The sequence below is a fragment of the Paenibacillus sp. SSG-1 genome (assembly GCF_002224835.1).
Classification (GTDB): Bacteria; Bacillota; Bacilli; order Paenibacillales; family Paenibacillaceae; genus Paenibacillus_AQ; species Paenibacillus_AQ favisporus.
In genome coordinates, this window is the sequence record NZ_MBRK01000001.1 from 6,971,499 (window position 1) to 6,996,261 (window position 24,763).

The 24,763-nt window shown below is 52.7% G+C and carries 26 protein-coding genes, 1 rRNA gene and 3 other annotated features; of the genes, 26 read left to right on the top strand and 1 reads right to left on the bottom strand.

The window, feature by feature from the left end; genetic code table 11:
- Positions 1-88 precede the first annotated feature (88 nt).
- Positions 89-837, top strand: a sequence feature (23S ribosomal RNA rRNA prediction is too short).
- Position 838: 1 nt separating this feature from the next.
- Positions 839-1,699 (top strand) — a sequence feature (23S ribosomal RNA rRNA prediction is too short).
- A gap of 71 nt (positions 1,700-1,770) precedes the next feature.
- From rrf to pssA, 9 genes are all read left to right on the top strand, one after another.
- Positions 1,771-1,887 (top strand): 5S ribosomal RNA (gene rrf / locus BCV73_RS31655).
- A gap of 384 nt (positions 1,888-2,271) precedes the next feature.
- On the top strand, positions 2,272-3,459 hold the full coding sequence (locus tag BCV73_RS31660; protein ID WP_089549783.1) for a GNAT family N-acetyltransferase: 1,188 nt from the start codon (positions 2,272-2,274) through the stop codon (positions 3,457-3,459).
- A gap of 404 nt (positions 3,460-3,863) precedes the next feature.
- Entirely contained in the window at positions 3,864-4,325 is a 462-nt protein-coding gene (locus BCV73_RS31665) for a CtsR family transcriptional regulator (protein WP_076176703.1), read from the top strand.
- Between the two features lie 29 nt (positions 4,326-4,354).
- Positions 4,355-4,879: a protein-arginine kinase activator protein McsA gene (gene mcsA / locus BCV73_RS31670; RefSeq protein ID WP_089549784.1), complete on the top strand. Its 525-nt coding sequence runs from the start codon at positions 4,355-4,357 to the stop codon at positions 4,877-4,879.
- A 28-nt stretch (positions 4,880-4,907) separates the two neighbouring features.
- Positions 4,908-5,966 (top strand): protein-arginine kinase McsB, encoded by a 1,059-nt coding sequence (mcsB, locus tag BCV73_RS31675; protein WP_089549785.1) that lies wholly within the window; start codon positions 4,908-4,910, stop codon positions 5,964-5,966.
- Between the two features lie 77 nt (positions 5,967-6,043).
- A complete protein-coding gene (gene clpC / locus BCV73_RS31680) occupies positions 6,044-8,494 on the top strand; it encodes an ATP-dependent protease ATP-binding subunit ClpC (protein ID WP_076176706.1) in 2,451 nt (816 codons plus the stop codon).
- Positions 8,495-8,721: 227 nt separating this feature from the next.
- Positions 8,722-10,089 (top strand): DNA repair protein RadA, encoded by a 1,368-nt coding sequence (radA, locus tag BCV73_RS31685; RefSeq protein ID WP_089549786.1) that lies wholly within the window; start codon positions 8,722-8,724, stop codon positions 10,087-10,089.
- A gap of 13 nt (positions 10,090-10,102) precedes the next feature.
- The gene (gene disA / locus BCV73_RS31690) at positions 10,103-11,179 is read left to right on the top strand and encodes a DNA integrity scanning diadenylate cyclase DisA (RefSeq protein WP_076176708.1); all 1,077 of its coding nucleotides are present in this window, start codon (positions 10,103-10,105) and stop codon (positions 11,177-11,179) included.
- Between the two features lie 54 nt (positions 11,180-11,233).
- A complete protein-coding gene (gene pssA, locus BCV73_RS31695) occupies positions 11,234-11,965 on the top strand; it encodes a CDP-diacylglycerol--serine O-phosphatidyltransferase (RefSeq protein ID WP_089549787.1) in 732 nt (243 codons plus the stop codon).
- Between the two features lie 105 nt (positions 11,966-12,070).
- Here pssA and BCV73_RS31700 read toward each other — a convergent pair whose 3' ends face one another.
- On the bottom strand, positions 12,071-12,466 hold the full coding sequence (locus tag BCV73_RS31700; protein ID WP_076176710.1) for a nucleoside triphosphate pyrophosphohydrolase family protein: 396 nt from the start codon (positions 12,464-12,466) through the stop codon (positions 12,071-12,073).
- A gap of 227 nt (positions 12,467-12,693) precedes the next feature.
- On the opposite strand from BCV73_RS31700, the gene BCV73_RS31705 reads away from it, so the two are divergent.
- The 17 genes from BCV73_RS31705 to rplA all read left to right on the top strand — a co-directional run bounded on the left by BCV73_RS31705 (position 12,694) and on the right by rplA (position 24,455).
- Positions 12,694-13,770, top strand: coding sequence for a PIN/TRAM domain-containing protein (locus BCV73_RS31705; RefSeq protein ID WP_076176711.1), 1,077 nt, complete (start codon positions 12,694-12,696; stop codon positions 13,768-13,770).
- A 54-nt stretch (positions 13,771-13,824) separates the two neighbouring features.
- Complete coding sequence (ispD, locus tag BCV73_RS31710) at positions 13,825-14,535, top strand: 2-C-methyl-D-erythritol 4-phosphate cytidylyltransferase (RefSeq protein WP_373309649.1); 711 nt, start codon at positions 13,825-13,827, stop codon at positions 14,533-14,535.
- The gene (ispF, locus tag BCV73_RS31715) at positions 14,532-15,020 is read left to right on the top strand and encodes a 2-C-methyl-D-erythritol 2,4-cyclodiphosphate synthase (RefSeq protein WP_089549788.1); all 489 of its coding nucleotides are present in this window, start codon (positions 14,532-14,534) and stop codon (positions 15,018-15,020) included. Before ispD ends, ispF begins: the two co-directional genes overlap by 4 nt.
- Before the next feature lie 75 nt (positions 15,021-15,095).
- Positions 15,096-16,556 (top strand): glutamate--tRNA ligase, encoded by a 1,461-nt coding sequence (gene gltX, locus BCV73_RS31720; RefSeq protein ID WP_089549789.1) that lies wholly within the window; start codon positions 15,096-15,098, stop codon positions 16,554-16,556.
- A gap of 132 nt (positions 16,557-16,688) precedes the next feature.
- Positions 16,689-16,841: a hypothetical protein gene (locus BCV73_RS35270; protein ID WP_179232107.1), complete on the top strand. Its 153-nt coding sequence runs from the start codon at positions 16,689-16,691 to the stop codon at positions 16,839-16,841.
- A gap of 27 nt (positions 16,842-16,868) precedes the next feature.
- Positions 16,869-17,006: a hypothetical protein gene (locus BCV73_RS35515; protein WP_163883127.1), complete on the top strand. Its 138-nt coding sequence runs from the start codon at positions 16,869-16,871 to the stop codon at positions 17,004-17,006.
- A 152-nt stretch (positions 17,007-17,158) separates the two neighbouring features.
- Entirely contained in the window at positions 17,159-17,839 is a 681-nt protein-coding gene (gene cysE / locus BCV73_RS31725) for a serine O-acetyltransferase (protein WP_089549790.1), read from the top strand.
- A 38-nt stretch (positions 17,840-17,877) separates the two neighbouring features.
- Positions 17,878-19,284: a cysteine--tRNA ligase gene (cysS, locus tag BCV73_RS31730; RefSeq protein ID WP_089549791.1), complete on the top strand. Its 1,407-nt coding sequence runs from the start codon at positions 17,878-17,880 to the stop codon at positions 19,282-19,284.
- Entirely contained in the window at positions 19,281-19,745 is a 465-nt protein-coding gene (locus BCV73_RS31735) for a Mini-ribonuclease 3 (RefSeq protein WP_089549792.1), read from the top strand. Before cysS ends, BCV73_RS31735 begins: the two co-directional genes overlap by 4 nt.
- A 43-nt stretch (positions 19,746-19,788) precedes the next feature.
- Positions 19,789-20,535, top strand: a complete 747-nt coding sequence (gene rlmB, locus BCV73_RS31740) for a 23S rRNA (guanosine(2251)-2'-O)-methyltransferase RlmB (RefSeq protein ID WP_089549793.1) — start codon at positions 19,789-19,791, stop codon at positions 20,533-20,535.
- A gap of 5 nt (positions 20,536-20,540) precedes the next feature.
- Entirely contained in the window at positions 20,541-21,062 is a 522-nt protein-coding gene (locus BCV73_RS31745; RefSeq protein ID WP_076176718.1) for an NYN domain-containing protein, read from the top strand.
- Positions 21,063-21,223: 161 nt separating this feature from the next.
- On the top strand, positions 21,224-21,868 hold the full coding sequence (sigH, locus tag BCV73_RS31750) for an RNA polymerase sporulation sigma factor SigH (protein ID WP_089549794.1): 645 nt from the start codon (positions 21,224-21,226) through the stop codon (positions 21,866-21,868).
- Positions 21,869-22,271: 403 nt separating this feature from the next.
- The gene (rpmG, locus tag BCV73_RS31755; protein ID WP_076176720.1) at positions 22,272-22,421 is read left to right on the top strand and encodes a 50S ribosomal protein L33; all 150 of its coding nucleotides are present in this window, start codon (positions 22,272-22,274) and stop codon (positions 22,419-22,421) included.
- A 21-nt stretch (positions 22,422-22,442) separates the two neighbouring features.
- On the top strand, positions 22,443-22,631 hold the full coding sequence (secE, locus tag BCV73_RS31760; RefSeq protein WP_076176721.1) for a preprotein translocase subunit SecE: 189 nt from the start codon (positions 22,443-22,445) through the stop codon (positions 22,629-22,631).
- Between the two features lie 22 nt (positions 22,632-22,653).
- Complete coding sequence (gene nusG, locus BCV73_RS31765) at positions 22,654-23,187, top strand: transcription termination/antitermination protein NusG (protein ID WP_076176722.1); 534 nt, start codon at positions 22,654-22,656, stop codon at positions 23,185-23,187.
- Positions 23,188-23,253: 66 nt separating this feature from the next.
- Positions 23,254-23,679: a 50S ribosomal protein L11 gene (gene rplK, locus BCV73_RS31770; RefSeq protein WP_076176723.1), complete on the top strand. Its 426-nt coding sequence runs from the start codon at positions 23,254-23,256 to the stop codon at positions 23,677-23,679.
- Positions 23,680-23,762: 83 nt separating this feature from the next.
- Positions 23,763-24,455, top strand: coding sequence for a 50S ribosomal protein L1 (gene rplA, locus BCV73_RS31775; RefSeq protein WP_076176724.1), 693 nt, complete (start codon positions 23,763-23,765; stop codon positions 24,453-24,455).
- 72 nt (positions 24,456-24,527) lie between these two features.
- Positions 24,528-24,684 (top strand) — a sequence feature (ribosomal protein L10 leader region).
- The last annotated feature ends 79 nt before the right edge of the window (positions 24,685-24,763 follow it).

Sequence of the window (24,763 nt, forward strand, 5' to 3'; positions counted from 1 at the left end):
GTATGCATCAGGGGTAGGGGAGCGTTGTATACAGCGTTGAAGGTATACCGTAAGGAGTGCTGGAGCGTATACAAGTGAGAATGCCGGTATGAGTAACGAAAAGATCAGTGAGAATCTGATCCGCCGAAAGCCCAAGGTTTCCTGAGGAAGGCTCGTCCGCTCAGGGTAAGTCGGGACCTAAGGTGAGGCCGACAGGCGTAATCGAAGGACAACAGGTTGAAATTCCTGTACCACCGTAAACCGTTATGAGTGATGGGGTGACGCAGGAGGGTAGTGACGCGAGCTGATGGATGCTCGTCCAAGCAGTGAGGCTGGTGTGTAGGCAAATCCGCACACTTTAAGGCTGGGCTGTGATGGGGAGGGAAAATTATAGTACCGAAGGTCATGATCTCACACTGCCAAGAAAAGCCTCTAACCAGGTGAAGGTGCCCGTACCGCAAACCGACACAGGTAGGCGAGAAGAGAATTCTAAGGCGCGCGGAAGAACTCTCGTTAAGGAACTCGGCAAAATGACCCCGTAACTTCGGGAGAAGGGGTGCCCCGGTAGTGTGAATAGCACGAGGGGGCCGCAGTGAAAAGGCCCAAGCGACTGTTTAGCAAAAACACAGGTCTGTGCGAAGCCGCAAGGCGAAGTATACGGGCTGACGCCTGCCCGGTGCTGGAAGGTTAAGGGGAGCGGTTAGGGAGTAATCCCGAAGCTGTGAACCGAAGCCCCAGTAAACGGCGGCCGTAACTATAACGGTCCTAAGGTAGCGAAATTCCTTGTCAGGTAAATTCTGACCCGCACGAATGGCGTAACGACTTGGGCGCTGTCTCAACGAGAGATCCGGTGAAATTTTAATACCTGTGAAGATGCAGGTTACCCGCGACAAGACGGAAAGACCCCATGGAGCTTTACTGCAGCTTGATATTGGATTTGGGTACGATCTGTACAGGATAGGTGGGAGCCTTTGAAACCTGAGCGCCAGCTTGGGTGGAGGCGCCGTTGGGATACCACCCTGATCGTATCTAGGTTCTAACCTGGTACCGTAATCCGGTATGGGGACAGTGTCAGGTGGGCAGTTTGACTGGGGCGGTCGCCTCCTAAAGAGTAACGGAGGCGCCCCAAGGTTCCCTCAGAATGGTTGGAAATCATTCGAAGAGTGCAAAGGCAGAAGGGAGCTTGACTGCGAGACCTACAAGTCGAGCAGGGACGAAAGTCGGGCTTAGTGATCCGGTGGTACCGCATGGAAGGGCCATCGCTCAACGGATAAAAGCTACCCTGGGGATAACAGGCTTATCTCCCCCAAGAGTCCACATCGACGGGGAGGTTTGGCACCTCGATGTCGGCTCATCGCATCCTGGGGCTGAAGTAGGTCCCAAGGGTTGGGCTGTTCGCCCATTAAAGCGGTACGCGAGCTGGGTTCAGAACGTCGTGAGACAGTTCGGTCCCTATCTGTCGTGGGCGTAGGAAATTTGAGAGGAGCTGTCCTTAGTACGAGAGGACCGGGATGGACGTACCGCTGGTGCACCAGTTGTTCCGCCAGGAGCATGGCTGGGTAGCTACGTACGGACGGGATAAGCGCTGAAAGCATCTAAGCGTGAAGCCCCCCTCAAGATGAGATTTCCCAGTATGTAAGACCCCTTGTAGACGACGAGGTAGATAGGTTGGAGGTGGAAGTGCAGCAATGCATGGAGCTGACCAATACTAATCGGTCGAGGGCTTATCCAATAAATATAAAACACAGATTCGTTTCGTATCTAGTTTTCAAGTGATCAAACACTTGAACGTTTGGTGGCGATAGCGGAGGGGTTCCACGCGTACCCATCCCGAACACGACCGTTAAGCCCTCCAGCGCCGATGGTACTTGGACCGAAGGGTCCTGGGAGAGTAGGACGTTGCCAAGCGAAGGACCACTGTTGATGAATATCAACGGTGGTTTTTTTGTTCCCCCGCTCCTGTTGATAAGGGGCTTTTTTCATCCACAGGCTCCAATGTTTTTAACATTTCTTCATCTTAATTATGCACAGATAACGTTTTCGACTCCCCGTTTCGCCAAAAAACCATCCACAAATACACAAAATGATCCCCATAACCCACAGATGATCGTGAATAACCACGACAAGATCCTATTCTTTATATAAGTTGTCCCCAGGTAAACAGGATAGATTGCAGGATGGATTGACTTTGCACACAGGTTTTGCCATACTCGTCTTTGAATTCAATGATTGTCAGGACGATGAGGGTCTGACTGAATTCGCAGGCACATCCTTAATAGGCGAGGTGGAAGCATGGAAATCCGGAATTTACGGGAAGATGAATTTGAGCAAAGCACTCGGCTAAGCGAATATGCTTTTCAATACAAGATGACTCCCGAGCAGAAGCAGCTGGCCAAAGAACGATTTAAACCTGATCAGGTGTGGGGCATTTTTGACGAAGATGAGCAACTGGCGGCTAAGCTGGTGTTAATCCCGTTTACGGTATCGGTTCAAGGTGAGACTTTTCCTATGGGCGGGATTGCGAGCGTTTCCACATGGCCGGAGAACCGCCGGCAGGGTTATATTAAGCATCTGTTGACGCACGCGCTGCAGCAGATGAATGAGAACGGGCAGGTCTTTTCCATGCTGCATCCTTTTTCCTACCCGTTTTACCGGAAATACGGCTGGGAAATGTTCAGTGAGTACAAGAAATATGTCATTTCTACCGATAAATTGCCGGCAAAGGTCACCACTGAAGGTGCAGTTCGGCGGGATATCAAAGACGTGGATGTTCTAGATACGGTCTATGCTGCATTTTCCAAACGTTATAATGGATTAATGGTTCGGACGCGGGAATGGTGGACCCGTTCGGTACTGGACGAGGATGGACATACGGCGGTTTATTATTCGGCTTCAGGTGCGCCGGAGGGATATGTTCTTTATAAGGTGGAAAACAAGGAGTTTACCATCGATGAACTCGTTTATGTCACGGATGAGGCACGCCGTGCGCTATGGACTTATATCGCCAATCACGATTCAATGGTGACACAGGTGATCGTCAATTTCATGCCGATGGATGACAGTCTTACATATCATTTGGCCGATCCACGGATTAACCAGGAAATTATCCCATATGGGATGGCCCGTGTCGTAAATATGAAGAAACTCGTCGAAACGTATCCTTTTACAGCCTCCGGCGAGGGGGGATCCGAGCGTCTAACGATTCAGCTGACGGATATGTATGCACCTTGGAATGAAGGCGTTTGGAGCTGGGCGTTCTCATCGGACGGAACCGCATCGGTCTCTCCCCTGGATTCATCTCAAGAACAGCAGGAAGAGGTCCTTAGCTGCGACATCCAGGCACTGACCGTCCTGCTGACGGGGTTCAAACGGCCGGCTGAACTTTACCAATCCGGGCGAATTGCAGGCAGTGCGAAGGCAGTGAGCATCCTTGAAGCGCGGATCCCCGTCCGACAGACCTTGTTTATGGACTTCTTTTAATTATGGAATAAAATACCTTTCCGAACAATTCTAAAGAGCCGGGATCCGGTCAGAATAATAACCCTCTGCATACGTTGCAGGGGGTTATTTCGTATCGGTGCGGTATAAAAAGAAGGAGAACGTCAAAAATGAAGATACACCCTCTTGGCAAAACGTGAGAATATGTTATAATTTAGATCAAAGAAAGTCAAAGTCAACGTAAATTCAAATGTATGTTTGTTTACGGTTGAACTCACAATAGTGAATGCGCAAGGTTTAGATCAGTTATAACATATTCACCGGGTTAAGATCCAGATTCGAGCCCACGACCATTGGTTAAGTTTAAAGAAGATGGTTTGGGTATGCGAACGGACTAACGAATGACCATGAAGGTCTTGACGTTTTAACGTAATGGAGGATGAACAATGCGTAATATCTCTGATATTATTGAACAATATCTGAAGGGTATTCTGCATGATAGTCCCGAAGGAATGATTGAAATTCAGCGCAACGATCTGGCTGATCAGTTCTCATGCGTTCCATCCCAGATCAACTATGTGATCAGTACACGTTTCACGCTGGAAAAAGGTTATCTTGTGGAAAGCAAGCGCGGTGGCGGAGGGTATATCCGGATTCAACGGATTGAACTCCCGCAATACTCGGCGCTTCATACGCATCTCCACCAAACGATTGGGGAACGCATCGATCAGAACGTGGCCGAAGGGCTGATCTATCAGTTGGAGGAGGCACGCATCCTTAGTAAGCGCGAAGCGAGCATTATGCGCGCCGCGATATCCAGAGAGTGCCTGATGATCAAGCTTCCTTACCGGGATGAGATACGTGCTCGGCTGATGAAGGCGATGCTGATTTCTTTGTTAGGCAAATAGGCTTACGGAGAAAAAGGAGGTACATCGGTATGCTTTGCCAAGAATGTGGTAAGAGACCGGCGACTCTCCATTTTACCAAGATTGTGAATGGTGAGAAGACGGAGTTTCATTTTTGCGAATCCTGTGCCCGGGAGAAAGGGGAAATGATCCCCGGAACCTCTGGCGGATTTTCTATACACAGCCTGCTGTCTGGTCTCATGGACATTGACATGGCCGGCAAGGGGGCGGCAAGCAACGCCAAGGCTGCTCAATCGCTGAGATGTGAAGAGTGCGGGATGACGTACTCGCAGTTTAGTAAGATCGGCCGGTTCGGCTGCAGCTCCTGTTATAAGTACTTCGGCAACCGCCTGGACCCTCTCCTCAAAAGAGTTCACGGCAGTACCGTACATGTCGGCAAGCTGCCCAAGAGAGGCGGCAGCAAAATTCAAGCCAAACGGAAAATCGACGGCTTGAAGCTCGAGCTTCAGCAGCGTATTCACGAAGAGGAATTCGAAGAGGCTGCGAAGCTGCGCGACCAGATCCGTAAGCTTGAGAAAGAATTGTCGGAACAGTAAAGTTCACTCGAAGGAGGAGGAATGCGTGATGCCAAATCTCCGGTTTACCGAGAAAGCGCTGAGCGATTGGATGCGCGGCCAGGCCGATGCTTCCGAAATCGTCATCAGCAGCCGGGTTCGGGTTGCGCGCAACCTGCAGCATCTTCCTTTTCCGCTATTGGCCACCCGCCAGCAGTCGGAGGAAGTGCTCAAACGTCTGACGGGTATTCCCAGTGATCACCTTCAGTCTTTTGGAACTTTTTATACCGTGGAGCTCGACCACATCGATCCGCTGGACAAAAGGGTGCTGGTAGAGAAGCATTTGATCAGCCCTAATTTGGCGAATGAATCCCAGAACGGCGCGGTCATCCTCAGTGAGGACGAATCGGTCAGCATTATGATTAACGAAGAGGACCATCTTCGCATTCAATGTCTATACCCCGGTTTTCAAATCCGCCAAGCCTGGGAGAAGGCCTCGAGCATTGACGATAAATTTGAGGAATACATCGATTACGCCTTTGACGATAAGCACGGGTACTTGACCAGCTGTCCAACCAATGTGGGCACAGGCCTGCGGGCTTCGGTCATGATGCACCTCCCGGCGCTGGTGATGACCCAGCAGATCAACCGGATTTTATCCGCTGTTTCACAAGTTGGGCTCACCGTTAGAGGAATTTACGGGGAAGGCAGCGAAGCAATAGGTAACCTGTTCCAAATCTCGAATCAGATTACCTTGGGACAGACCGAGAATGAAATCATCGACAACCTCCACAGCGTTGTGCTGCAGATTATCGAGCATGAGAAAAATGCACGCACGCGGCTTATGAACGATTCCAGACTCCGCATTACCGACCGCATCAAACGGTCCTATGGGATTTTATCCTACGCGGAAGTGATGGATTCGAAAGAGGCAGGGCAGCGTCTCTCCGACGTGCGCCTTGGAGTGGACCTCGGGATTCTTGAGGGACCGTCTATTTCGATGATGAATGAACTGAATGTGATGACCCAGCCGGGCTTCCTGCAGAAAACTTACGGTCACGAGATGAACACCGAAGAACGCGATATTTACCGGGCGAAGCTCATCCGGGAAACCCTCGGAAAGCGCTGAGCCTTTATGATATACAGCTTTACGATGAAGAACGCAAGTAGAGAAGCGATGATAAAACTCATGGAGGTGCAGGAGATATGATGTTCGGAAGATTTACGGAACGTGCGCAGAAGGTGCTCGCATTGGCACAAGAGGAAGCGGTTCGTTTAGGGCATAACAACATTGGTACGGAGCATATTTTGCTTGGACTGATCCGGGAAGGGGACGGCATAGCCGCTAAAGCTTTAATCGGACTCGGACTTGGCCTTGAAAAAATCCAGGATGAAGTGGAAACGCTCATCGGACGGGGGCAGGAACAGCCGACGAATATCGCTTATACCCCTCGCGCCAAAAAGGTAATTGAGCTGTCCATGGACGAAGCGCGCAAATTGGGTCATACGTATGTGGGCACAGAGCATATCCTGCTCGGCCTCATTCGCGAAGGCGAAGGCGTGGCCGCCCGTGTGTTGAATAATCTCGGCATCAGCCTGAATAAGGCGCGCCAGCAAGTGCTGCAGCTGCTGGGCAGCAGCGAGGCTGTATCCAGCCATCACGGCAACCAATCCAACGTCAGCACGCCGACGCTCGACAGCCTGGCCCGTGACTTGACTGCGATTGCCAAGGAAGGCAACCTGGATCCGGTTATCGGACGCAGCAACGAGATCGAAAGAGTTATCCAGGTCCTCAGCCGCCGGACCAAAAACAATCCGGTGCTGATCGGTGAGCCGGGGGTTGGTAAAACCGCCATCGCCGAAGGCCTGGCGCAAAAAATTATCAACAACGAAATCCCGGAAACGCTGCGTGACAAGCGCGTCATGACGCTGGACATGGGATCGGTTGTAGCCGGTACGAAATACCGCGGCGAATTCGAGGACCGCTTGAAGAAAATCATGGATGAGATCCGCCAAGCGGGCAACATCATCCTCTTTATCGACGAGCTGCACACGCTGATCGGTGCCGGCGGCGCGGAAGGCGCCATCGACGCATCCAACATTCTGAAGCCGTCGCTTGCCCGCGGCGAGCTGCAGTGCATCGGTGCCACCACGCTGGATGAGTACCGCAAATATATCGAGAAAGACGCCGCTCTGGAACGCCGTTTCCAACCGATCACGGTGGATCAGCCGTCTCCGGAAGAGGCGATTCAAATTCTGTTCGGCCTGCGCGACCGCTACGAAGCGCATCACCGTGTGAAGATTACGGATGAGGCGATCGTGGAAGCGGTGAAGCTGTCGGACCGCTACATTTCCGACCGGTTCCTGCCGGATAAAGCGATCGACCTGATCGACGAGGCGGGCTCCAAGGTAAGGCTTCACACGTACACCATTCCGCCGAATCTGAAAGAACTGGAAAGCCGGCTTGAAGATATCCGCAAGGAAAAAGATTCGGCCGTGCAAAGCCAGGAATTCGAGAAAGCGGCCGCCCTTCGCGATACGGAGCAGAAGATCCGCGAAGAGCTCGACGTTACGAAGAACCAATGGAAAGAGAAACAGGGCCGTACGGACTCCGAAGTGACGCCTGAGGATATCGCCCAGGTTGTAGCCAGCTGGACCGGTATTCCGGTCAGCAAGCTGAAGGAAGAAGAAACGGAACGCCTGCTGAATATGGAGACCATTCTCCACGAGCGCGTTATCGGCCAGGAAGAAGCCGTCAAGGCGGTCAGCCGCGCGGTAAGACGTTCCCGTGCCGGTCTGAAGGATCCGAAACGTCCGATTGGATCGTTCATCTTCCTTGGACCTACGGGTGTCGGTAAAACCGAGCTGGCCCGTGCTCTGGCCGAAGCGATGTTCGGCGACGAAAATGCGGTAGTCCGCATCGACATGTCCGAGTACATGGAGAAACACTCCACGTCCCGGCTGGTCGGAGCGCCTCCGGGATACGTCGGCTATGATGAAGGCGGCCAGCTGACCGAAAAAGTACGCCGCAAGCCGTACTCGGTCGTTCTGCTGGACGAAATCGAGAAGGCGCACCCTGAAGTATTCAACATTCTGCTTCAAGTGCTGGAAGACGGCCGTCTGACCGACTCCAAGGGCCGCGTGGTGGACTTCCGCAACACGCTGATCATTCTGACCTCCAACGTCGGTGCGGAAGCGATCAAGCGGAACTCCACGATGGGCTTCACGGCAGCCGCTGACGCGGGGGCCGATTACAACAACATGAAGGATAAAGTGATGGGAGAGCTGAAGAAGAGCTTCCGTCCGGAGTTCCTGAACCGGATCGACGAAATCATCGTCTTCCACTCGCTCGAAGAGAAGCACATCGCCGAAATCGTGACGACGATGACCGAAGAGCTGCGTAAACGCCTGCGCGAATTCAATGTCGACTTTACCCTGACGGATAAAGCCAAGGCATTCCTCGCCAAAGAAGGCTACGACCCGGCATTCGGTGCCCGTCCGCTTCGCCGGGCGATCCAGAAGCATATCGAGGACCGTCTGTCGGAAGAATTGCTCACGGGCCATGTGTCCAAGGGCGACTCGCTGATTATCGATGAAGAGAACGGCGCCCTGACGGTCAGCAAAAACGAAAATGTATCGGCCAATACACAGTCGTAAATGAGCCGGTGACTTCATACGAAGCCTGAAACAACAAGGGATTGCCCCGCCGGTTTTTATGGATCCGGCGGGTCGGTCCCTTTTCTGTTTGTATTGCAGTGATAAATCAATGTAAAGTTTTTGGATAGACTTTACGATAAATCTTAATAAATGGTAAACTTAAAATAATGCCAAAATTCTGAGGTAACGACATAATTAGACAAATTGGCGGCAGCAAAGGAGAGAGCATGGCCAAATCGAAAACGAAATTTTACTGTACCGAGTGCGGCTATGAAGCTGCCAAGTGGTACGGAAAGTGTCCGGGCTGCCAAGCCTGGAACTCGATGGTAGAAGAAACGGAAAGCATCATCAAGACGCAGGGGATGAATTCCCCGCTTTTTCATAGTAAAGAAAAGCCGCTTTCGATCATAAATATAGAGAGCAGCCAGGAAGCAAGGGTGCTGACCGGGATTGGCGAGCTCAACCGCGTTCTGGGCGGCGGGATCGTTCCCGGATCGCTCATTCTTGTCGGGGGCGACCCCGGCATCGGCAAGTCGACCCTGCTCCTGCAAACGTCGCACGCCCTGACGCAGTCCGGCCTGCGCGTGCTGTACGTGTCCGGTGAGGAATCGGTCCGTCAGACCAAGCTCCGGGCGGATCGCCTTGGTGCCCTGTCGCCGGAACTGTACGTTCTGTGCGAGACGAATATGGATCTGATCGAAGAGGCGATCGAGAGTGTAAAGCCTCAGTTTCTGGTGATCGACTCCATCCAGACGGTCTACATTCCCGAGGTGACCAGCGCGCCGGGAAGCGTGGCGCAGGTCCGGGAATGTACGGCCCGGTTTATGCGGGTAGCCAAGGGGCTCGGCATCGCCACCGTCCTTGTGGGGCATGTTACAAAGGAAGGGGCCATCGCCGGACCGAGGCTGCTGGAGCATATGGTGGACTGTGTGCTTTATTTTGAAGGCGAGCGTCATCATACCTACCGGCTGTTAAGAGCCGTTAAGAACCGCTTTGGATCGACAAATGAGATCGGCATTTTTGAGATGAACGAGGTCGGGTTGGTCGAAGTAGGGAACCCGTCGGAGCTGTTTCTGTCCGAACGTCCGCTCGGCGTGGCGGGATCTACGGTCGTGGCCAGCATGGAGGGCACCAGACCCGTCCTGGTCGAGCTTCAGGCCTTGATCTCTTCCACCCATTTTCCGTCACCCCGGCGCATGTGCACCGGGATCGACCATCACCGGATGGGACTGATCATTGCGGTGCTGGAGAAGCGGATGGGCATGTTCCTGCAGAATCAGGATGCGTACCTGAACGTGGCGGGGGGCGTCAAGCTGGACGAACCGGCGGTCGATCTGGCCATCGCCGTCAGCATCGCCTCCAGCTTTCGGGATATTCCGACAAAGCCGTATGACGTCATGTTCGGCGAAGTCGGCCTGACCGGCGAAGTCCGGGGCGTCTCCCGTGTGGAACAGCGCGTCCGGGAAGCGGAGAAGCTGGGGTTCAAGCGGATTATTTTACCGGAGAAAAGTTTGAAAGGATGGAGGCACCCCAAAGGTATTGAAATCATCGGAGTGAGTACCGTTGCAGATGCACTAGCGGTCGCGTTAGATTAGGGGGCAAATGAAGATGAAAGAACCGAGCCAATTGGAGAAAATGAACGATTTATTGAAGCTCGTGGCACCCGGCACGCCGTTTCGCGACGGCCTGGAAAACGTGCTGCGCGCCAAAACCGGGGGACTGCTGGTGGTCGGCTACAGTCCCGAAGTGATGGAGGTTGTGGACGGAGGCTTCTCCATCAACTGCGATTTCTCGCCCAACTACTTATATGAGCTGGCCAAGATGGACGGGGCCATCATTTTGAGTGAAGACCTGAAGCGGATTCTGTATGCCAACACCCAGCTGATTCCGGACTCGTCCATATCTTCGATCGAAACGGGGATTCGGCACCGGACGGCCGAGCGGGTCGCCAAACAGACCGGCAAGCTGGTCGTGTCGATTTCCCAGCGCCGGAACATCATTACCTTGTACCAAGGTACGCTCCGCTACGCGTTGAAAGAGATCGGCGTCATTCTAACCAAAGCCAACCAGGCGCTTCAGACACTGGAGAAGTACCGGGCGGTGCTGAACCAGTCGCTGACAAACCTGTCGGCTTCCGAATTCGAAGAGCTGGTCACCGTTCCCGAAGTAGTCAACGTCATTCAGCGCGTGGAGATGGTTCTGCGCATCAAGATGGAAATCAAGCGCTACATCAACGAGCTGGGGAACGAAGGGCGCCTGATCAGCATGCAGATGGAAGAGCTTGTGAGCAACATGGAGGAAGAAGCCTGGCTCCTGTACAAAGACTATGCCCGTGACGACAACGATGAGAAGATCCGCGAGATGATCGCCGGACTGAAACGGGCGACCGACGACGAGCTGCTCGATATCCACTATGTCGTCCGCCTGCTGGGATATCCGTTGTCGGCGGCAACCTCAGAAGAGTCTGTAGCACCCCGTGGTTACCGGATCCTCAATAAAATTCCACGTCTGCCGAACGTCATCATTCACAACCTGGTGGAACGCTTTGAACGGCTGCCGCATATCATGATGGCTACGATCGAAGAATTGGATGAAGTGGATGGAATTGGCGAAGTCAGAGCCCGCAATATTAAAGAGGGACTGAAACGCTTGCAGGAACAAGTATTCATTGACAGACAAATTTAAATGCCATACAATCAATGGATGACATGGGGGTACTACGATATTTGAGGTGAGAAAATGTTTACGAAATCAATTCCGAACATGTGTACCTTGGGTAACTTGTTTCTCGGAATGGTAGGGATTATGCTGGCCCTCGACAACAAGCTGAGCTTGGCGGCCATCATGATTATCATTGCAATGCTTCTCGACGGATTGGACGGCCGGGTGGCCCGGGCGCTCAATGCACAGAGTGAGTTGGGCAAGGAACTGGACTCCCTCTCGGATGTAATTTCCTTTGGTGTTGCACCCGCTCTTATCATGTACATTTCTTGTTTCCACGATATGCATCATGCGCTGATCTGGACGGTAACCGCCGTATTTCCCATGTGCGGGGCGCTTCGGCTTGCCCGCTTTAACGTCCAATCAGGCAGCCCGGGATACTTTATAGGTCTGCCTATACCGGCAGCGGGCGGTGTGCTTGCAACATTATCTTTGTTCCGTGATGATATTTCCGCCCCCTATATGATCATCGCCATGCTGCTGCTGTCATACCTGATGGTCAGCACGGTCCGGTATCCGAACTTCAAGAAAATCGGTTTTCCGAAGAAAGCGATGATGTACGCGCCGTTCGTCATCCTGGCCGGAGTTGCGGTCGCCGTTACGTTCCTGGATCAGCTCTCCAAGCTGATTTTCCTGCCGCTGGTGTTGTATGCCGCTTACGGTGTGAAGGAGAACGTGAGAAGGTTGTCGCGGAGACGCCGGCGCCATCGCGAGCAGTCCGATAAAGTGTTCAACGACCACTCCTCATAAACGACGTCCTGTTTAATAGAACGGGATGCAAAAATAAAAAGCATTTATTTCCTGCCCGGAGCAGCGAGATAAATGCTTTTTTTGATGTATAAAAAATCTTGTCGTCTATGACATGTTAAACAGACCGAGGGTAGAGCATTTTTGCGATTCCTTCCGGACCACTTCATCCATATTGATATCGAGCAGATTGCACAGCGCCGACATATAGAACAGGTTCCGCCCGAGCTCGGTGCTGATCACCTCGCGGCAGTTCTCGCACAGCTCCCCTTGGACATGGGTCCGTACCGTTTCCTTGGCTTCCTCGAGGTTCAGTCCCGGAGCAAAGGTTTGTTTAGTGGCATGAAGTTCAATACAACCGCAATCGGTAATCGCCTTGGCGACGGACCGGTTAACGGAGGCACTGCTTTGTCCATTCTTTGACAATACATCCAGCAGACTGCGGTGACGGAGCAACAGTTCGGAAACCTGATCTTGAAAGTCTTGTAAACTTGGTGTGCCCATGTAACCTATTCACCTCTAACCTCTAGTTTTTTGAATTGAACTTATTATATTCCAGTCAATTCCCCATTTTCAACCAAAAACGAGACTTCTGTAGGATGGTACAAAAGAAAGGTTCAGCCGTCCAATAAAAATTGGAATATACAGGATTAGGTTGCTGCAAAATGGACCATACTGCTAATGAAATCTGCAACTATTAAAAATATGGATTTAAGGAGGTGAGGGAACTGATGCTGAGGAAATCGATCACGGCATTTGCCGGATTATGCGGGGCATGGATCGGGTACTCGCTGCATCATGCAGCAGGCTGGTCGTTCCCTGGAATTGGAATTGATGATTCGCTGTGGGGCAGCCTGATGTTCGCTGTGGTTGGCGCAATTTTATTTATGTTGATTGGTTCCCTGTGTGCTCAAGCTGTATCGTATCGTCTGCATTCGTTTATCGCTTCGTTCTCGAACACGCCGATGAATGAACTGGCGGCCGGAGCGTCGGGTCTGATCGGAGGACTGCTGCTGGCTCTATTAATCTACCCCAGCCTTGCCTGGATTGGACATGCCGGGGATTTACTGGCTGTCGGCGTGACGTTTGTGTGCGGTTATATGGGACTTCGGATTGGCTTGGAAAAGAAAGAGGAGCTCGCTTCCCTGTGGACTTCCGGCAAATGGAGCCGGGGCGAGCTGCCGGAGGAACGCCGGATTGAGGAGCATAAAATTCTCGATACGAGCGTCATCATCGACGGCCGGATCGCGGACATTTGCAAAACCGGTTTTATCGAAGGAACGATCGTCATTCCCGAATTCGTACTGGAAGAGCTTCAGCATATCGCGGATTCCTCGGACCTCTTGAAGCGGAACCGCGGACGCAGAGGACTCGATATTTTGAACAAGATCCAGAAGGAACTGGACGTCAGGGTGCTGATCTATGAAGGGGATTTCGAAGAAATTTCCGAGGTGGACAGCAAGCTGGTGAAGCTCGCCAAGGTGCTGCAGGGCAAAGTGGTGACCAATGATTTTAACCTGAACAAGGTGTGCGAGCTGCAAGGCGTATCCGTACTGAACATTAACGATTTGGCCAACGCCGTGAAGCCGGTCGTCCTGCCGGGGGAAGAAATTATGGTGCAGGTGATCAAGGACGGCAAAGAGCATGGCCAGGGAGTGGCTTATCTCGACGACGGAACCATGATTGTGGTTGAAGGCGGACGCGACTATATAGGCAATATGATGGAAGTGCTGGTAACGAGCGTGCTGCAGACCTCCGCGGGGCGGATGATCTTCGCCAAACCGAAACTGTTGGAAAAAGCCCAGTAAACGCGGTATGATGGGGGTATACTCTTTTTCGGTCAGTTGTTGAGGAGGCTTTGCATCGACTTGGGCACAGAGAATCAGGTGGGCGTCATTGTGGTATCCGCGGGCCGCGGCTCCCGGATGGGGACGCAGGAAAGCAAGCAGTACCTTATGCTTGAAGACAAGCCCATCATTATGCATACGCTGGACATTTTTGAACAAATGCCGCTGGTGAAAGAAGTGGTCCTGGTCACCGGTGCGGACGATATTCCGCGCTGCGAGCAGTGGATCCGGGATTACGGACTTGGTAAAGTAACCAAGGTCATCGCCGGCGGAAGCGAAAGACAACAATCCGTATACAACGGCTTGATGGAAATTGGCACAGAATGGGTAATGGTTCATGACGGGGTTCGCCCGTTCGTGGAACCTGAACACATTGAGGCCTGCTACCGGAAGGCGCTCCAGGAAGGAGCGGCCGTGCTGGCGGTGCCGGTGAAGGATACCATCAAGCAGGTGAACGATTCGGGGACGATTCTGGCGACCCCTGATCGCCGGAGTCTGTGGGCCATTCACACCCCACAGGCTTTTCGTCTTTCCGATTTGAAAAGGGCTCATGAACGCGCCGCAGCGGACGGCTTCGCCGGCACCGACGACTCCATGCTCGTGGAGCGGCTGGGCATTCCCGTGGCGGTTGTGGAAGGCAGCTATACGAATATCAAAATTACGACGCCGGAAGATTTGGAGTACGCCGCATTTATGCAGAAACGCAAGGGAGAGAAAAAGGGATGATACGTGTAGGACAAGGGTTTGACGTTCACCAGCTGGTGGAGGGCAGGCCGTGCATCATTGGCGGAGTCACGATTCCGTACGAGAAGGGGCTGCTGGGACATTCCGACGCGGACGTGCTGCTGCATGCCGTTGCGGATGCGATTTTGGGTGCGCTTGCGCTGGGGGACATCGGCAAGCATTTTCCCGATACGGATCCGGAATTCAAGGACGCGGACAGTTTGAAGCTGCTGCTGCATGTATGGGACCTCGCCAAGGAGCGGGGGTACCGCCTGGGCAACATCGATTCGACCATTATCGCCCAGCGTCCGAAAATGGCTCCTTATATTCCGCAGATGGCTGAAGTCATCGCCAAGGCACTGGATGCCGACGTGTCACAGGTCAACGTGAAGGCAACTACGACGGAGCAGCTCGGATTCACCGGTCGGGGAGAAGGCATTGCAGCCCAATCGGTTGTATGCTTGATCCAAGATGTGCTATCATCTTGAAGGATTTAAGCTGGAATAGGGTAAAGTATTTCTGAACGGACTTTATTGATCAATGATATGACGGAGGGGATCAGGATGAGCAAAGTGCGCGTACGTTATGCACCGAGTCCAACCGGACATTTACATATTGGCAATGCCAGAACGGCGCTGTTTAACTATTTGTATGCCCGTAACCAGGGCGGAGAGTTTATTATCCGAATCGAAGATACGGACGTGAAGCGGAATATCGAAGGCGGCGAAGAAAGCCAGCTGAAGTATTTGAAATGGCTTGGCATGGACTGGGACGAAAGCGTTGATGTGGGCGGGGCGTATGGCCCTTACCGCCAGACTGAGCGCCTGGACATTTACAAGAAATACTGGCAGGACCTGCTGGACCGCGGCTTGGCTTACCGCTGCTATTGCACCGAGGAAGAGCTGGAGAAGGAACGGGAAGAGCAGATCGCCCGCGGCGAGACGCCGCGCTATTCCGGCAAGCACCGTGACTTGACGCCTGAGCAGTGTCAGGCATTCGAAGCGGAAGGCCGGGTGGCCAGCATTCGCTTCCGGGTACCGGATAATAAGACGTACACGTTCAACGATATGGTCAAAGGCACGATTTCTTTCAATACCCAGGACACCGGTGACTTTGTCATTGTGAAAAAGGACGGCATTCCGACGTACAACTTCGCGGTGGTGCTCGACGACCATCTGATGGAAATTTCCCACGTGCTGCGCGGGGAAGACCATATTTCCAACACGCCGCGCCAGCTGATGATCTACGAGGCGTTCGGCTGGGAGCCGCCGCTGTTCGGTCATATGACGCTGATCGTGAATGAGAACCACAAGAAGCTCAGCAAGCGGGATGAATCGATCATCCAGTTTATCGAGCAATACGACCAGTTGGGTTACCTGCCGGAAGCGATGGTGAATTTTATCGCCCTGCTGGGCTGGTCTCCGGAAGGCGAAGAAGAGATTTACAGCAGAGAAGAGCTGATCAAGATCTTCAATCCGGACCGTCTGTCGAAGAGCCCGGCCGTGTTCGATCAGAACAAGCTGGCTCATCTGAACAATACGTACATTAAGAATGCCGATACCGACCGGATTACGGAGCTGGCGATTCCGCACTTGCAGCGGGCGAGCCGCCTGCCGGCTGAACTGGATGAGGAGCAGAAGGCATGGACGCGCAAGCTGGTCGCCCTCTATCAGGAACAGATGACAGCCGCATCGGATATTGTCGATCTGTCGGAGGTGTTCTTCCGCACTCATCTGGAAATCGATCAGGAAGCCCTGCCGGTGCTGGCTGAGGAGCAGGTACCTACTGTATTGTCGGCGCTGCTGGCGAAGATCGAAGCCTCGGAGGAGTATACCGCTTCGCATATTGCCGCGCTTATTAAAGAGGTTCAGAAGGAGACCGGCGTGAAAGGCAAGCAGCTCTTTATGCCGATCCGCGTCGCGCTGACCGGCCAGATGCATGGCCGCGATCTGAACGAGACGATCTTCCTGCTGGGCCGCGGACGCGTGATCGAGCGGCTGAAATCGCAAATTAAGGGAGCATAAGTGGATTCTTTCTTGTAATCACAGCATATTCTAACCCATAAGCTCCCTGAAACACTTCTTGTCAGTAAGACGACTTATCGGCTATAATTACAAGCAAAATCATTTCGGCCCCGCTGTTACAGGGAGTGCCGAATGATCCAATGTGCGATCAGCGAAGATCAGGAGAAGTACATTGATCACGCCATTGACAGAGAGGGTGACCGCAAGGGAGGCGCAAGCTTCCCTTCAGGCTGGAAGTTACCTATTGGCCGGCAGTGGAAATGCACCTGTGAGCTGCATGGATGAGCGGAGGAGGGTCTCCCCCGTTAGACTGTGCCGGACGTCCGCCGTTATGAGGACAGAAAGTGGGGCTTTTCGTTTGCGATGCAGTCTGCCGGAATTACCGGCGGGCACGTCAGCAGCAAGGCCCAAGCAGAGTGGGACCGCGCGTATAACGTCTCTGCAGCATGATGCTGCAGGGGCGTTTTTTGTTGAAAGAATCTTCGCTGAGCGTGTTGGGCTTCGATGAACAAGCGTCGATGATCGCTTTTGTTGTCAGGACGAGAAGGGGTTGTGCCTCCACGAAACGATGGAGAACAGAAGAAGCAAAGAGGGGAACGGATATGTTCAAGCACATGAAATCGGATATCCAAACCGTATTCGAGAATGATCCGGCGGCCAGAAGTCTGTTCGAGGTCATTTTCACCTATTCCGGGCTGCATGCCATCTGGGCTCATCGGGTTGCGCATGCACTGTACAAACGCCGGTGGTTTACGCTGGCGCGCGTGATTTCCCAGGTCAGCCGCTTCATGACGGGGATCGAGATCCATCCCGGAGCGAAGATCGGCAAGCGCCTGTTCATCGACCATGGCATGGGTGTGGTCATCGGGGAGACTTGTGAGATAGGGGACGACGTCGTCATTTACCAGGGCGTTACCCTCGGGGGCACCGGGAAGGAAAAAGGCAAACGGCATCCGACCATCGGCAACAATGTCGTCATTGCGTCCGGCGCGAAAGTGCTGGGATCGTTTACGGTCGGCGACCAGTGCAACATCGGAGCCAACTCGGTCGTTCTGAAGGAAGTCCCCTCGAACAGCACGGTGGTGGGCATTCCGGGAAGAATCGTGAAGCAGGACGGGCGCCGGGTGGACCGCCTCAGTCACCAGCTGCCTGACCCGATCGTCGATTCGCTGCGCAGCATGCAGCAGGAGATCGAACAGCTTCGCGGTGAATTGGAAAGACTACAAACGGAAAGCAACCGGCTGCAGCAGGAGGAAACCCCGGCTGGAGCACGTTCGAAATAAAGAAGCAGCGAATTTCATGGATGAAAGGAAATGTGGATATGTCCCTTCAAATTTATAATACGATGATCCGGGCGAAAGAAGAGTTTGTGGCGAAGCAGCCGGGAAAGGTGAACATGTACGTGTGCGGTCCGACCGTATACGACTACATTCATATCGGGAATGCGCGTCCGATGATCTTTTTCGACGTCGTTCGCGCGTATCTGGAGCAGATCGGCAACGAAGTCAATTACGTGGTGAACTTCACGGACGTGGACGACAAGCTGATCCGCAAGGCCGAGCAGATGAACAGCACCGTGCCGGTGGTGGCGGATACGTTTATTAAAGCGTACTACGAAGACCTCGACGGGCTGGGCATTCATAAGGCGACGATCAACCCGCGGGTGACGGAGAACATGGATAACATCATCGCCTTTATCAAGGAGCTGGAAGACGAAGGCTTCGCTTACGAAAAAGGGGGCGACGTCTTCTACCGGACCGGCAAATTTGCGGGTTACGGCAAGCTTTCGCATCAGAAGCTGGAGGAGCTGCAGTTCGGCATCCGGATCGGCGTCGACGAGCGGAAGGAAAGCCCGGAAGACTTCGTGCTTTGGAAAGCCGCGAAGCCGGGAGAGATTTACTGGGCAAGCCCTTGGGGCGACGGCCGCCCTGGCTGGCACATCGAATGCTCGGCCATGGCCCGCCGCTACCTTGGCGACACGTTGGATATCCACGGAGGCGGACAGGACCTGCAGTTTCCGCATCACGAGTGCGAAATTGCGCAGTCGGAAGCTTTGACCGGCAAGCCGCTGGCCAACTACTGGATGCATAACGGGTATATCAAGATCAATAACGAGAAAATGTCGAAATCGCTCGGAAACGGCATTTTGGTCAAAGATCTGCGCGCCCAATATAAAAAAGAAGCAATCCGCTACTTCATGCTGTCCACGCATTACCGCAATCCGCTCAACTTCAACAGCGAGACGATGGATCAGGCGATGAACAGCGTGGAGCGGATCGCCAACGCCGTCACGAATATGAAGCACCGCCTGGATACGGTGGCTCCGGACGGAAACGGTCCGGTCCGCGAATCCGTGCAGCAGAAGCTGGATGCGATTCTCGCTTCCTACTATGAAAAAATGAACGATGATTTCAATACGCCGGATGCGATTACCTCCGTATTCGAATGGGTGAGCGAAGCCAATCTGCTGCTTCAGGAGCCTGTGGCGAACCCTGCGGAACTGCGGGCGATGCTGGCGGCTTTTGACGAATTGAACGCGGTGCTGCGGCTCTATTTCGAGGAAAAGGCCGAGCTTCTGGACGAGGAAGTGGAGCAGCTGATCGCCGAGCGTGCCGAAGCCCGGAAGAACAAAAACTGGGGCCGCGCGGATGAAATCCGCGACGAGCTCGCGGCCAAGGGAATTCTGCTGGAGGATACGGCGCAGGGCATGCGCTGGCGCCGCAAATGAGCGGGGCGGACGGCAACGAACTGCTGCCGGAAAGTGCGGGAAGCTGGATGTTCAGCTACCCGCCATCCAAGCCGGCCCGGCTGATTCCGCCGATCGTCTTGGCTTATATTGGCGATGCTATCTATGAGGTGGCCATCCGCCAATATTTGATCTCCAAGACGAATCTGCGGCCCAATCAGCTGCACCGTTCGGCGACCGGACTTGTCTCGGCCAAGGCCCAGAGCCGGATTATCGGCGCGCTGGAGGAGATGCTGACTGAAGAGGAGCGCGACGTAGTCCGCCAAGGCCGCAACGCCAAGTCGGGCACCATTCCGAAAAATGCCGACGTGCTGGAATACCGGCATGCCACCGCTTTCGAGTCCCTGATCGGATACTTGTACTATACCGGGCAGTTCGGGCGCATGCAGGAGTTAATCGACACGGGGATCAAGTTCATAGAGCAGCTGCCCAAGAAGAAATAAGATGGCAGGCCATCACAGGCAATAAGAATCAGGAGGAAAATCGATGGAGGAAGAAATCATTGCCGGGAAGCATTCGGTCACCGAAGCGCTTCGATCCGGGCGGACGATCAATAAAATATGGATTGCGGAAAATGCCCAAAAGCATCTGACGCAGCCGATCATTTTCGAGGCCAAAAAGCTTGGCGTCGTCATTCAGCAGGTGGACAAGCGCAAGCTGGACCAGATGGCGCCGGGCATGCAGCATCAAGGGGTGGTCGCGCAGGCGGCGCCTTATGCCTACGCCGAAGTGGAGGACATCCTGCAGGCAGCGGAAGCCAAGGGGGAGGCGCCGTTCATCTTGCTGTTGGATGAGATCGAAGATCCGCACAACCTCGGCTCCATTCTCCGGACCGCGGACTGCACCGGCGTTCATGGGGTAATCGTGCCGAAACGCCGGTCGGCGCAGGTTACCGCGACCGTGTCCAAGACGTCCGCCGGCGCCGCCGAATACGTCCCGGTCGCACGCGTAACGAACCTGGGGCAGACCATTGAGGAGCTGAAAGAGAGAGGGATTTGGGTCGTCGGTACCGACGTGTCGGCTTCCTCCGAGATGTACGACACGAATGTGTTTGACGGCCCCGTCGCCGTAGTCATCGGTAACGAAGGGAAAGGCATGGGCAGACTGATCCGCGAAAAATGCGATGTTTTGGTGAAACTCCCCATGAAAGGTCAAATCAACTCGCTTAACGCTTCCGTGGCCGCGGGAGTCGTGATGTACGAAGTTCTGCGCCGGCGCCGCACCCAAGGTTAGCCGGAATGGCGGCTTTGCGCGATGTGCTTCTGGTCGATGGCTATAACATGATCGGCGGATGGCCGTCCCTTGCAGAGCTGTCGCAGATCAGCATGCAGGAGGCCAGGGACGAGCTGCTGGCCAGGCTGGCCGATTACCAGGCTTTTTCCGGAAGAAAAGTGATCGCGGTATTTGACGCCTACCGGGTGCCGGGTCTGGGCAAATCCTTTTCGCAGAGCAAGGTCCAGGTGTACTTTACGAAGGAGAAGGAGACGGCGGACGAATGCATTGAGCGTCTTGTTGGAGAGCTGACCCGGCGAAGCAGGCAGATTTATGTGGCGACCAGCGATTTGATCGAACAGCATGTCATCTTCGCGCGGGGAGCGCTTCGCTTGTCCGCCCGGGAGCTGCTGATCGAAGTGGAGAACAGCGAGCAGATGATCCAGAAGCGGATCAAGGAAGATCAGGCCAGATCGACGCGCAATACGCTGGACAGCAAGCTGTCGCCGGACATCCGCGAAATCTTCGAACGATGGCGGCGGGAATAGCCAACTTTTGTATGAAATGACAAATTTGCAGCTCTTGACAATTTTGCTATCGCTGTTCTTTTTTGGATAATCCGTGGTTGACGGCTTGGAGAGCATCATTTATACTGTTCGTATATTTCACGAGTAACGGGTACCTTGCGTTGCAGCCGGGGGGTTTCTTGGTGAGCGTCGACCTTAAAGAGTTAATGTTATCTGATTATGATTACAAGACGGATGAGGACGTAGTCGAATATTTCCGCGAAGGTGACAGTGAAGCGCTGGAGTACTTGATTAACAAGTACCGGAATTTCGTGCGGGCCAAAGCCAGATCTTATTTTCTGATCGGCGCCGACCGCGAGGATATCATCCAGGAAGGCATGATCGGTTTATACAAATCGATCCGTGATTTCAGAGGGGACAAGCAGTCCTCGTTCAAGGCTTTTGCCGAGCTGTGCATTACGAGGCAGATCATTACGGCGATCAAGACCGCGACGAGACAGAAGCATATCCCGCTGAATTCTTACGTGTCATTGGACAAGCCTATCTATGATGAGGACTCCGACCGTACGCTGCTTGACGTGATTTGCGGCTCGCAGGGATGCGATCCGGAAGAGCTGATTATTAACCAGGAAGAGTTCGTCGGACTCGAGGACAAGATGTCCGAGATTCTGAGCGACTTGGAGCGCAAAGTGCTGATGCTGTATTTGGACGGCCGCTCCTATCAGGAAATTGCGGTGGATTTGAAACGGCATGTGAAATCGATCGATAATGCTCTGCAGCGGGTCAAGCGCAAGCTGGAGAGATATTTGGAAGTTCGCGACAATTGAACAGACGCTAAGGTGAAGAAAGGCTCGTAAGGAGTCTTTTTTTATTCACTCGGAAGTGCCGAGGTTTAACCTCTGGACGAATGAATCATACTGGTAAATGAATGCAGGCGGCTTATGATGAGAAAAAAGGCTTGAAACGACAGGGAATCGTGGTTTTTAAACGCGTATTGACAAGGCCATTCTTTCGTTGACATGGTTTGACCCTTGTGATAAAGTGTTTTAGGTAGGCCTAAATTCGCGTGTTTTAATGAATGAGAGAGCAAAGGCTTCGGCACGAGCTTAATCGTTCATTTCGCAGGAACGGTTTTTTTTCTTTTCAGCGATGAAAAGTTTAGGCTGTTTCCTACTAGGGATCAATATTGACTCTTCTGAAATAGAAGGACGTCTTCGGGAGGTGCACAGCATGCGGGTAATTATCACTTTGGCTTGTACGAATTGCAAACAAAGAAACTATACGACTACCAAAAACAAGCGAAATCACCCCGACCGCATGGAGATGAAGAAATTTTGCAAGTTTTGTAACGAGCAAACTCCTCATCGCGAAACCAGATAGTTTTTTGGAGGTGTAGTCGGCGTGAAAGGTTTCAAGTCTCTGTTTTCCTTTTTCTCTGAAAGCTGGGCGGAACTTAAAAAAGTTCGCTGGCCTAATCGTAAAGAGTTGACGAATTACACGCTTATCGTACTTGGCACCATTGCGATCGTCACGATTTATTTTTGGGTTCTAGATATCGGCATTTCCGCTGTGATCGAAGCGATTATTTAAGAAGGGTCCCGGGTGGCTTGATATGGAAAAAAGATGGTACGTAGTTCATACCTACTCTGGGTATGAGAATAAGGTCAAAGCCAATTTGGAAAAACGCGTTGAGTCCATGGGCATGGAAGACAAGATTTTCCGCGTTCTTGTTCCGATGGAAGAAGAAGTGGTAAACAAGGACGGCAAGAAAAAGGTCGTCATGAGAAAGGTTTACCCCGGATATGTCTTGGTGGAAATGATCCAGACTGACGATTCCTGGTACGTTGTACGCAATACGCCAGGGGTTACGGGATTTGTCGGTTCGACGGGTTCGGGTTCCAAGCCGACGCCTTTGCTTCCGGAAGAAGTGGAACAGATTCTGAAGCATATGGGTATGGAAGAGCCGAAGCCGAAGATCGAATTCGATATTAAAGAATCCGTACGTATCAAAGTTGGTCCTTTTGCGAATTTTGTTGGCTCGGTAGAAGAAATTCTCGTCGACAAGAGCAAGCTGAAGGTACACGTCAACATGTTTGGACGGGAAACCCCGCTTGAGCTGGATTATACTCAGGTGGAGAAGATATAATGTTCTTCAGGTTTCTTGTGGGAGGGCCTCGAGGCCCGCTAACCACTTTTGAAGGAGGTGTCTTACATGGCAAAGAAGGTAATCAAGGTTGTTAAACTGCAAATCCCTGCAGGTAAAGCGAATCCGGCGCCGCCAGTAGGTCCAGCATTGGGTCAAGCAGGTGTCAACATCATGGCATTCTGTAAAGAATTCAACGCTCGTACCGCTGATCAAGCTGGTCTGATCATTCCGGTTGAAATTTCGGTATTTGAGGATCGTTCCTTTACGTTCATTACCAAAACTCCACCGGCTGCAGTTCTGCTTCGCGTAGCTGCCAAAATCGAGAAGGGGTCCGGCGAACCTAACAAGAAGAAAGTCGCTACCGTTAAACGCAGCACTGTCCGTGAAATCGCTGAGCAAAAAATGCCTGACCTGAACGCAGCTTCCGTTGAAGCAGCTATGCGTATGGTTGAAGGTACTGCGCGCAGCATGGGTATCACAATCGAAGACTAATCCGGTTTTTCTTGCGACACCCGGCCTATGAGGCCGGCACATGTGGGAGGAATATCCGCTAAAACCACAAAGGAGGAACAAACATGGCTAAACATGGTAAGAAGTATGTTGAAGCTGCCAAGCTGATCGACAGCGAAGCAGTATACGAGCCAGCAGAAGCTGTAGAGCTTGTGAAAAAGGCTGCGACTGCCAAGTTCGACGAAACCGTTGAAGTTGCAGTTCGTTTGGGCGTTGACCCACGTAAACAAGACCAAGCCGTTCGTGGTGTTGTTGTCCTGCCTCATGGCACGGGTAAAACACAACGCGTATTGGTATTTGCGAAAGGTGACAAAGCGAAGGAAGCGGAAGCGGCTGGCGCAGATTTTGTTGGCGATCAAGACATGATCAACAAGATCCAACAAGGCTGGTTCGAATTCGACGTCTGCGTCGCTACACCTGATATGATGAGCGAAGTCGGTAAACTGGGTCGTCTGCTCGGTGGTAAAGGCCTTATGCCTAACCCTAAAGCAGGAACAGTTACGTTCGATGTTGCCAAGGCTGTTCAAGAAATCAAAGCCGGTAAAATCGAATACCGTCTGGACAAAGCAGGTCAAATTCACGCACCGATCGGTAAAGTATCTTTTGATGCGGCCAAACTGAATGAGAACCTCAAATCTCTCATCGACGCACTCAACCGTGCTAAACCAGCTGCTGCAAAAGGTGTTTATCTGAAGGGGATCGCCGTATCCTCGACGATGGGACCAAGCGCACGCGTGAATACAGCAACCTTTAAATAAGTTATCGTTGACTCGTTCTGAGTTATCTGTTACTATATAAAAGTTGTTGTTTAGGTCCTTGTGACCGACCACTAAAGTTGAATATGCTTACCGTAGACAGTAGGTGCCTAAGGGCTTAATTTCCTACCGAGGTGTTGTGATAGAATATATATGATTTTCCTGCGCTTTGCCCGGACAATCATCATTCATCAGGCCTTCGTAAATCTACGGAGGCTTTTTACTTGCCTATGAAATCGGAGAAGCCAAGAGTACTCAGACTCGAAGCGGACTCCGACGTAGATCGAACTGGCGGCCGGCAAGTCCGGCTG

Excerpts from the sequence above, each read along its gene's own strand:
- rplA (WP_076176724.1), top strand. The coding sequence starts at position 23,763 with ATGGCTAAACATGGTAAGAAGTATGTTGAAGCTGCCAAGCTGATCGAC.
- BCV73_RS31745 (WP_076176718.1), top strand. The coding sequence starts at position 20,541 with ATGGCGGCTTTGCGCGATGTGCTTCTGGTCGATGGCTATAACATGATC.
- BCV73_RS31665 (WP_076176703.1), top strand. The coding sequence starts at position 3,864 with ATGCGTAATATCTCTGATATTATTGAACAATATCTGAAGGGTATTCTG.
- pssA (WP_089549787.1), top strand. The coding sequence starts at position 11,234 with ATGTTTACGAAATCAATTCCGAACATGTGTACCTTGGGTAACTTGTTT.
- ispF (WP_089549788.1), top strand. The coding sequence starts at position 14,532 with ATGATACGTGTAGGACAAGGGTTTGACGTTCACCAGCTGGTGGAGGGC.
- nusG (WP_076176722.1), top strand. The coding sequence starts at position 22,654 with ATGGAAAAAAGATGGTACGTAGTTCATACCTACTCTGGGTATGAGAAT.
- BCV73_RS31700 (WP_076176710.1), bottom strand. The coding sequence starts at position 12,466 with ATGGGCACACCAAGTTTACAAGACTTTCAAGATCAGGTTTCCGAACTG.
- BCV73_RS31735 (WP_089549792.1), top strand. The coding sequence starts at position 19,281 with ATGAGCGGGGCGGACGGCAACGAACTGCTGCCGGAAAGTGCGGGAAGC.
- rplK (WP_076176723.1), top strand. The coding sequence starts at position 23,254 with ATGGCAAAGAAGGTAATCAAGGTTGTTAAACTGCAAATCCCTGCAGGT.
- rpmG (WP_076176720.1), top strand. The coding sequence starts at position 22,272 with ATGCGGGTAATTATCACTTTGGCTTGTACGAATTGCAAACAAAGAAAC.
- gltX (WP_089549789.1), top strand. The coding sequence starts at position 15,096 with ATGAGCAAAGTGCGCGTACGTTATGCACCGAGTCCAACCGGACATTTA.
- rlmB (WP_089549793.1), top strand. The coding sequence starts at position 19,789 with ATGGAGGAAGAAATCATTGCCGGGAAGCATTCGGTCACCGAAGCGCTT.
- clpC (WP_076176706.1), top strand. The coding sequence starts at position 6,044 with ATGATGTTCGGAAGATTTACGGAACGTGCGCAGAAGGTGCTCGCATTG.
- mcsB (WP_089549785.1), top strand. The coding sequence starts at position 4,908 with ATGCCAAATCTCCGGTTTACCGAGAAAGCGCTGAGCGATTGGATGCGC.
- mcsA (WP_089549784.1), top strand. The coding sequence starts at position 4,355 with ATGCTTTGCCAAGAATGTGGTAAGAGACCGGCGACTCTCCATTTTACC.
- BCV73_RS35270 (WP_179232107.1), top strand. The coding sequence starts at position 16,689 with ATGATCCAATGTGCGATCAGCGAAGATCAGGAGAAGTACATTGATCAC.
- cysE (WP_089549790.1), top strand. The coding sequence starts at position 17,159 with ATGTTCAAGCACATGAAATCGGATATCCAAACCGTATTCGAGAATGAT.
- BCV73_RS31705 (WP_076176711.1), top strand. The coding sequence starts at position 12,694 with ATGCTGAGGAAATCGATCACGGCATTTGCCGGATTATGCGGGGCATGG.
- disA (WP_076176708.1), top strand. The coding sequence starts at position 10,103 with ATGAAAGAACCGAGCCAATTGGAGAAAATGAACGATTTATTGAAGCTC.
- radA (WP_089549786.1), top strand. The coding sequence starts at position 8,722 with ATGGCCAAATCGAAAACGAAATTTTACTGTACCGAGTGCGGCTATGAA.
- cysS (WP_089549791.1), top strand. The coding sequence starts at position 17,878 with ATGTCCCTTCAAATTTATAATACGATGATCCGGGCGAAAGAAGAGTTT.
- BCV73_RS31660 (WP_089549783.1), top strand. The coding sequence starts at position 2,272 with ATGGAAATCCGGAATTTACGGGAAGATGAATTTGAGCAAAGCACTCGG.